This is a genomic window from Streptomyces sp. NPDC057253, from assembly GCF_042669125.1.
Taxonomy (GTDB): Bacteria; Actinomycetota; Actinomycetes; order Streptomycetales; family Streptomycetaceae; genus Streptomyces.
Map to the genome: position 1 here is coordinate 44,881 of NZ_JBHUXV010000070.1, position 7,874 is coordinate 52,754.

A 7,874-nucleotide genomic window follows, 5' to 3' on the forward strand; every position below is an offset into this window, starting at 1 on the left:
CATGGCCGGCACCCTGCGCACCCAGGTACTCGTCGTCGGCGCCGGCCCCGCGGGCCTCATGCTCGCCGGGGAACTGCGGCTCGGCGGCGCCGAGGTACTGGTCGCGGAGCGCCTCAAGGCCCCCACGACGGAGTCCCGGGCCTCCACGCTGCACGCCAGGACGATGGAGACCTTCGACGCGCGGGGCCTGCTGGAACGGTTCGGCACTCCACCGAACGAGCCGATGGGCCACTTCGGCGGCATCCCGCTCGACCTGACCCTCCCCGGCTCCCATCCGGGGCAGTGGAAGATCCTTCAGGCCGAGGTCGAGCGGGTGCTTCAGGAGTGGGGCACCGGCCTGGGCGCGAAGGTGCTGCGCGGCCATGAACTGCGCGGACTGACCGCCGCCGCCGATCACGTCACGGCCGAACTGTCGGGTCCCGACGGGCCGGTCACGGTCCGCGCCGAGTACGTCGTGGGGTGCGACGGCGAGCAGAGCGCCGTACGACGCCTCGCGGGCTTCGACTTCGCCGGGACGGACGCCGAACGGGAGCTGGTGCGGGCCGACGTGGCCGGCGTCGACATCCCCAACCGGCGTTTCGAGCGGCTGCCGCGCGGGCTGGCGATCGCGGCCCGCCGCCCCGACGGCGTCACCCGCGTCATGGTGCACGAGTTCGGCGGCGTCGCCCGGCCGCGCACCACGGACCCCGACTTCACCGAGGTCGCCGCCGTCTGGCGCCGCGTCACCGGCGAGGACATCGGCCACGGCACCCCGCTGTGGGTCAACGCCTTCGGGGACGCCTCCCGTCAGGTGACCGCCTACCGCAAGGGACGCGTCCTGCTGGCCGGGGACGCGGCGCACCGGCAGATGCCGATCGGCGGCCAGGCCCTCAACCTGGCCCTCCAGGACGCCGTCAACCTCGGCTGGAAGCTGGCCGCCCGGGTGACCGGCCGGGCGGGCGACGCGCTGCTGGACTCGTACCACGGCGAACGCCACCCGGTCGGCCGCAGGGTCCTGGGCAACATCAAGGCCCAGGCCAGGCTGCTTTTGGGCGGCGACGAGGTGGAGGCCGTACGCGAGGTGTTCGGCGAACTGGCCTCGCTGCCGCCCGCCCGCGCCCACCTCGCCTCGATGATCGCGGGGCTCGACATCGCGTACGACATCGACGGCACCGCCACCGGGCATCCGCTGCTGGGCCGCCGCTTCCCCCCACTGCCCCTGACCACACCGGACGGTGACGCCACGCCGGCCGCGCTGCTGCGGGCCGGGCGCGGGGTCCTGCTCGACCTGTCCGGGCACCCCGGGCACGCGGCGGAGCGCTCCGCCGTGACGGAGCCGTGGGGCGAGCGGCTGTCGCTCGTCACGGCCCGGCTCCGGGACGCGGGGGACCTCGCGGACACCGACGCGGTCCTGCTGCGGCCCGACGGCTACGTCGCCTGGGCCGCGTCGGGCGGCACCACCGGTCTCACGGCGGCCCTGCACCGCTGGTTCGGCACCCCGCCGGGCGCTCCCACGCCCGGGATTTCCACCACCGCACCCCACACACCGGCCCAGGCATCCACCGCCGGCCACGGCAACCACAGGAGGACCACGATGGGAACGCTCACCGGGAAGACGGCACTGGTCACGGGATCCAGCCGAGGCATCGGCCGGGCGACGGCCCTGCGCCTGGCCGACGAGGGAGCACTCGTCGCCGTCCACTACACCAGCAACCAGGAGGCGGCCGACGACGTCGTCCGCACCATCGAGAAGGAGGGCGGCCGGGCCTTCGCCGTCCAGGCCGAACTCGGCGTCCCCGGCGACGTCCACGACCTGTTCCTCGGCGTGGAGCAGGGCCTCAAGGAGCGCACCGGCACCACCGACCTGAACATCCTGGTCAACAACGCCGGAGTGATGGGCGGTGTGGCTCCGGAGGACACCACCCCCGAGCTGTTCGACCGGATCGTCGCGGTGAACGCCAAGGCGCCGTTCTTCATCATCCAGCGCGCGCTGGCGATCATGCCCGACGGAGGTCGCATCATCAACATCTCGACGGGTCTCACCCGCACGGCCAACCCGCAGGAGATCGCCTACGCGATGAGCAAGGGCGCCGTCGAGATGCTCGCGCTCCATTTCGCCAAGCACCTCGGCCCGCGCGGCATCACCGTCAACAGCGTCGCGCCGGGCATCACCCGCAACGACAACCCGGTCTTCGGGATCCCCGAGGTCGTCGAGCAGATGGCCCAGCTGTCGGTCTTCAACCGCGTCGGCGAACCGCGCGACGTCGGCGACATCGTGGCGCTGCTGGCGTCCGACGACGCCCGCTGGATCACCGGCGCCTTCGTCGACGCCAGCGGGGGCACCCTCGTCGGCTGACCGGAAGGCGGCGAAGGAACCAGGACGAGACGGGGGACAGGACGATGAGAGCGACGAACACGGCCCCGGCCGCCGGCGGCACGGGGACCGGACAGTGGAGCCCGCGCCAGTGGGCGCTGCTGACGGTGCTGGCGGGCAACATGCTCATCGACGCCCTGGAGGTGTCGGTGGCCGTGGTCGCCCTGCCGGCCATCGGTGGCGACCTGGGCGCGGACCCGACCTCCCTCCAGTGGGTCATGAGCGGCTTCGCCGCCGGGTTCGGGGCGACGATCCTGTTCGGCACCCGGCTGGTGGAACGCCTCGGAAGGCGCCGGGTGTATCTCGCGGCCGTCTCCGTCTTCGCCGTCGCCTCCCTGGCCGGGGCCCTCGCCGGCGCCGCCTGGTTCCTGATCGCCACCCGGGTGGTCAAGGGGGTGTGCGCGGCGCTCACCGCCCCCACCGGCCTGGCCATCATCACCAGCACGTTCCCGGAGGGTCCCGCCCGCAACCGGGCCGTCTCGGTCTACAGCCTCTTCGGGGCGAGCGGCTTCTCCCTCGGCCTGGTCCTCTCCGGGCTGCTCACCGAGGTGAGCTGGCGCTGGACGTTCGCCTTCCCGGCGCCCGTCGCCGCCGTACTGCTCGTGGCCGGGCTGCGGCTCGTGCCGGAACAGCCCGGCAAGGGGGGCGCGGACGGCGGCCGCCCCTACGAACTGCCCACCGCCCTGAGCCTGTCCGCCGCACTGCTGGCCCTCGTGTACGGCATCGGGCACGTGCCCGGAGACGGCTGGACCGCCCCCGGCACCGTCGGCGCCTTCACGCTCGCCGCCGTCCTGACCGCCGTGGTCGTGGCCAGGGAACGGCGGGCCACCCATCCACTGCTGCCGCCGCGGGTGCTCCGGCATCCGGCCCTGCGGCGCTCCGCCTTCGCCGCCGCCGCGCTCAACGGTTCCTATCTGGGCCTGCTGTTCGTCGTCACCTTCCACCTCCAGACGCTCCTCGGCTGGTCGCCCGCCAGGACCGGGCTGGCCCTGCTGCCCGCCGCCCTGCCGCTGGCCCTCACTGCCGCGTACTCCGGGCGGATGGTGCAGCGGTTCGGCGCGGCCCGGCTGATCGCGGTCGGGTACCTGGCGCCCCCGCTCGGCTACGCCCTCTACCTCGAAGCGACGGTGCCCACGCGGTACGCGACCGACGTCCTGCCCACGCTGCTTCTGCTGGGCGCGGCCTTCGTGCTGTGCTTCGCCGCCCTGCACCTCCAGGCCCTCGCGGCTGCCACGGAGGCGGAGCCCGGCGTCGCGAGCGGCGTCTACCAGACGGCCGTCCAGTTCGGTGCCGTACTGATGCCGGCCCTGGTGGCGGCGCTGATGTCGGCCCACCGGACGGCACCCGGCGCGTCCCCAGCGGCCGCCCTGGCCGGCTACCACCCGGCCCTTGTGCTCGTCACCGCCGTCGGTACCGCGGGCCTCGCCGTCTCGCTCACCGGCCTCCTGACCCGACGCACCACCGGAGCGACCACGCCATGACGAACCGTCACGCCGCCAGGGACCGAAGGGAGGACCGAGCCGTGCCGCTGCCCACCGACTCCACCGCGCACGACACCGGTTCCGCCCCGCGGTCGGCGGATGACGGCCGGGTCGCCGTCGACCTCTGGCTGGTGCGGTACCCGGCGAGGCACGGCACGGGCCGGCTGGCCGTGGCCGAACTCGACGCCCAGGAGCGCACCCGCGCCGACGCCTTCCTGCGCCCCCGGGACGCCCTGCTGTACACCGCCGCCCACCTCGCCCTGCGCCGGCTGCTCGCCGCCGCACTGGGCCTGACGCCCCAGGACGTGTCGTACGTCCGTGAGTCCTGCCCGGGATGCGGCCGGCCGCACGGCAGGCCCGCCCTGCGACCCGGCCTCTCACCCGCGCTCCACTTCTCCCTGTCCCACAGCAGCGGACGGGCCCTGGTCGCCCTCGCCACCGCGCCGGTCGGCGTGGACATCCAGCGCACGCCCTCGGCGGCGGCCACGGAGGCCTGTGTCCGCCTGCTGCACCCCGGTGAGCGCGCCGAACTCGAAGAGACGCCGCAGGACCGGCGCGGCACGGCCTTCGGACAGCTGTGGGCCCGCAAGGAGGCCTACCTCAAGGGCATCGGCACCGGCCTCGAGCGCCCGGCGCACGCCGACTACCTCGGCACGCCGGGCCCCGGACCGTGGCGCAGACCCCCGCACTGGACGGTCCTCGACCTGTTCGCCGGCCCCGCCCACGCGGCAGCGGTCGCCGTCCTCGGCACTCCCGCAGAGCCCTTGCCGGTGCGCCCGCTCCCGGCGGAGTGGCTGTACGAGGGCGCCGCCGCCCGTGTCGTGGCCCCGATGCCCGGGCGCACCGAAGGCCGTTGCACCAGCCGGGCCACCGGCGTGCGGCAGACCATGAAGGAGACACCGACATGACCACCACAGCCTTCGTCTTCCCGGGCCAGGGCTCACAACGCCCAGGCATGGGCCGGGACCTGGCCGACCGATGGCCACACCTCCTCGACGCCTACTACCGGCCCGCGGACGAACTCCTCGGCCTCCCGCTCACCGACCTGTGCTGGAACGGCCCGGCCGACGCCCTCGCCGACACCGCAATCACCCAGCCCGCCATCCTGCTCACCAGCGTCGCCGTCCTCGACGTACTGCGGAGCCACGGCGTGCGTCCCTCCCTGGTGGCGGGACACAGCCTGGGGGAGTACGCGGCGCTGGTCGCCGCCGACGCCCTCGACTGGCGTGACGCCCTGCGCCTGGTCCGACTGCGCGGCCGGCTCATGGCCGCCGTCAACGACCGCGTGCCCGGCCGGATGGCCGCGGTCATGGGCCTCGACCTGCGCACCGTGGAGGACCTCTGCGCCGCCGTGCGCGAGAGGACCGGGCAGGTCGTCGAGGTCGCCAACGACAACGAGTTCGCGCAGACCGTCGTGTCGGGACAGGCGGCGGCGGTCGACGAACTGATCACGGCGGCGCGGGCCGCCGGGGCCGGGCGCGCTGTCGCGCTGAAGGTCGGCGCGCCCTTCCACAGCAGTCTCATGGCGCCCGTGGAGGAGGAGTTCACCCGGGCCCTGCTGGACACGGAGTTCCGGGACCCGGCCGTCCCCGTGATCTCGGCGGTGACGGCGGCACCGCTGACCGGCGCGAGCCAGGTCGTCGACACCCTCCGGCGTCAGTTGACGGGACGCGTGCGCTGGACGGAGTCGGTGACCCGGATCGCCGCCGAGGGGACGGACCGGATCCTCGAAGTGGGCCCCGGCAAGGTGCTCGGCGGCCTGTGCCGCCGCATCGCACCGGACGTGCCCGTCCACACCACTCACGACGCGCCCCATGTCGCCACGGCCCTCGACCTGCTCGCCCCGGCCGGGCACCCGGCCACCGCCGGATGACCGCGACGCCGCCGCCACGCCACACCGCACACCACGCCACATCAGGGAGGGGAACCATGCCAGCCAGCGGGGACATCGTCCAGGAACGCCTGGACGAACTGGCCGCGATCAAGGAATCGGTCCTGGCGGGACCGGACCCCGCGGCCACCGAACGCCAGCACGACAAGGGCAAGCTGACCGCCCGCGAACGCATCGAACTGCTCCTGGACAAGGGCTCGTTCAACGAGGTCGAGCCGTTGCGCCGGCACCGGGCGACCAGCTTCGGACTCGAGGCCAGGAAGCCCTACACGGACGGAGTCGTCACCGGCTGGGGGACGGTCGACGGCCGTACCGTGTTCGTCTACGCCCACGACTTCCGTATCTTCGGCGGTGCGCTCGGCGAGGCGCACGCCCAGAAGATCCACAAGATCATGGACATGGCCGAGGCGGCCGGCGCACCCGTCGTGAGCCTCAACGACGGTGCCGGCGCCCGTATCCAGGAGGGTGTCACCGCGCTCGCCGGCTACGGCGGCATCTTCCAGCGCAACACCCGCGCCTCCGGGGTCATCCCGCAGATCAGCGTGATGCTCGGCCCGTGCGCGGGCGGCGCGGCGTACTCGCCGGCGCTGACCGACTTCGTGTTCATGGTCCGCGGCACCTCGCAGATGTTCATCACCGGACCGGACGTCGTGAAAGCCGTGACCGGCGAGGAGATCACCCAGAACGGCCTCGGCGGCGCGGACGTGCACGCCGCGACGAGCGGTGTGGCGCACTTCGCCTACGACGACGAGGAGAGCTGCCTGGAGGACGTGCGCTTCCTCCTCGGGCTGCTGCCGTCCAACAACCGGGAGACCGCGCCGGTCGTCGCCACGGAGGACCCGGCGGACCGGCCCACGGACGCCCTGCTTGACCTCGTCCCGGCCGACGCCAACCGCTCCTACGACGTCCGGGCCGTCATCGAGGAGATCGTCGACGACGGCGAGTACTTCGAGGTGCACGCCGTCTGGGCGCCCAACATCGTCGTCGCGTTCGCCCGCCTCGACGGGCACGTCGTCGGCATCGTCGCCAACCAGCCCGCCGCCACGGCCGGCGTGCTCGACATCGAGTCCTCGGAGAAGGCGGCCCGATTCGTCCAGCTGTGCGACGCCTTCAACATTCCGCTGGTCACCCTGGTCGACGTCCCCGGCTTCCTGCCCGGTGTCGACCAGGAGCACAACGGCATCATCCGGCGCGGTGCCAAGCTGCTCTACGCGTACTGCAACGCCACCGTGCCGCGTATCTCCCTGATCATGCGCAAGGCGTACGGCGGCGCGTACATCGTCATGGACTCCCGTTCCATCGGAGCCGACCTCGCCCTCGCGTGGCCCACCAACGAGATCGCGGTGATGGGCGCGGAGGGTGCCGCGGGCGTCATCTTCCGTCGGGAGATCAACGCCTCCGACGACCCGGAGGCGGTCCGGCAGCAGAAGATCGACGAGTACAAGTCCGAGCTTATGCACCCCTATTACGCCGCCGAACGCGGCCTGATCGACGACGTCATCGACCCACGGCAGACGCGTGCGGTGCTGACCAGGTCGCTGGCGATGCTCCGTGCCAAGCACGCCGAACTCCCTTCCCGCAAGCACGGCAACCCGCCGCAGTGACCCCAGGAGCGCCGCAATGACCATCGCACCCTTCGCCGCCCCCTCACTCACCGGTCCCAGCACCTCCGGCGAACCGCTGATCCGCGTCGAGAGGGGCTCCGCGGGCCCCGCCGAACTGGCGGCGCTCACCGCCGTACTGCTGCACCGCGTCGCGTACGGCGCCTGCGCGGACGACGCACGACTGCCACCTGCTCCGCGCTGGAGCCGGGCCGGGACGCGCCACACGGACAGCAGCCCCGTCAGCTGGCGATCGGCACACCTGCGGGATTCCCCGCGACGGCCCTTGCAGAGCTGACCCCCCTCTCCACCGCCCCCCGAGCAAGGATGGATCATCGTGCGCAAGGTGCTCATCGCCAACCGTGGCGAAATCGCTGTCCGCGTGGCCCGGGCCTGCCGGGATGCCGGTATCGCGAGCGTGGCCGTGTATGCCGACCCGGACCGGGACGCGTCGCATGTCCGCGCCGCGGATGAGGCGTTCGCCCTGGGCGGTGACACCCCGGCCACCAGCTATCTGGACATCGAGAAGGTCCTGGGTGCGGCGCGGG

Annotated in this window: 7 protein-coding genes; all 7 read left to right on the forward strand. The window is 73.2% G+C overall.

Annotation, left to right across the window (positions count from 1 at the left end):
* The first annotated feature begins 1 nt into the window (after window position 1).
* Window positions 2–2,335 carry an SDR family oxidoreductase gene (locus tag ACFULQ_RS31170; RefSeq protein WP_383550371.1) on the forward strand — a complete coding sequence of 778 codons (2,334 nt, stop codon included), beginning with the start codon at window positions 2–4 and terminating at the stop codon, window positions 2,333–2,335.
* 44 nt (window positions 2,336–2,379) lie between these two features.
* Window positions 2,380–3,834 carry an MFS transporter gene (locus ACFULQ_RS31175; protein WP_383550373.1) on the forward strand — a complete coding sequence of 485 codons (1,455 nt, stop codon included), beginning with the start codon at window positions 2,380–2,382 and terminating at the stop codon, window positions 3,832–3,834.
* A gap of 41 nt (window positions 3,835–3,875) precedes the next feature.
* Entirely contained in the window at window positions 3,876–4,742 is an 867-nt protein-coding gene (locus tag ACFULQ_RS31180; protein ID WP_383550374.1) for a 4'-phosphopantetheinyl transferase family protein, read from the forward strand.
* The gene (gene fabD / locus ACFULQ_RS31185; protein WP_383550376.1) at window positions 4,739–5,707 is read left to right on the forward strand and encodes an ACP S-malonyltransferase; all 969 of its coding nucleotides are present in this window, start codon (window positions 4,739–4,741) and stop codon (window positions 5,705–5,707) included. Before ACFULQ_RS31180 ends, fabD begins: the two co-directional genes overlap by 4 nt.
* Before the next feature lie 56 nt (window positions 5,708–5,763).
* Window positions 5,764–7,329 (forward strand): acyl-CoA carboxylase subunit beta, encoded by a 1,566-nt coding sequence (locus tag ACFULQ_RS31190; protein ID WP_383550378.1) that lies wholly within the window; start codon window positions 5,764–5,766, stop codon window positions 7,327–7,329.
* A 16-nt stretch (window positions 7,330–7,345) separates the two neighbouring features.
* On the forward strand, window positions 7,346–7,624 hold the full coding sequence (locus tag ACFULQ_RS31195) for an acyl-CoA carboxylase subunit epsilon (RefSeq protein WP_383550380.1): 279 nt from the start codon (window positions 7,346–7,348) through the stop codon (window positions 7,622–7,624).
* Between the two features lie 39 nt (window positions 7,625–7,663).
* Window positions 7,664–7,874 (forward strand): biotin carboxylase N-terminal domain-containing protein (locus tag ACFULQ_RS31200; RefSeq protein ID WP_383550382.1); only part of this gene is annotated, 211 nt, incomplete at its 3' end.

Bases quoted from the DNA above. Each gene is read 5' to 3' on its own strand.
- ACFULQ_RS31170 (WP_383550371.1), top strand. From the start codon at position 2: ATGGCCGGCACCCTGCGCACCCAGGTACTCGTCGTCGGCGCCGGCCCC.
- ACFULQ_RS31175 (WP_383550373.1), top strand. From the start codon at position 2,380: ATGAGAGCGACGAACACGGCCCCGGCCGCCGGCGGCACGGGGACCGGA.
- fabD (WP_383550376.1), top strand. From the start codon at position 4,739: ATGACCACCACAGCCTTCGTCTTCCCGGGCCAGGGCTCACAACGCCCA.
- ACFULQ_RS31190 (WP_383550378.1), top strand. From the start codon at position 5,764: ATGCCAGCCAGCGGGGACATCGTCCAGGAACGCCTGGACGAACTGGCC.
- ACFULQ_RS31195 (WP_383550380.1), top strand. From the start codon at position 7,346: ATGACCATCGCACCCTTCGCCGCCCCCTCACTCACCGGTCCCAGCACC.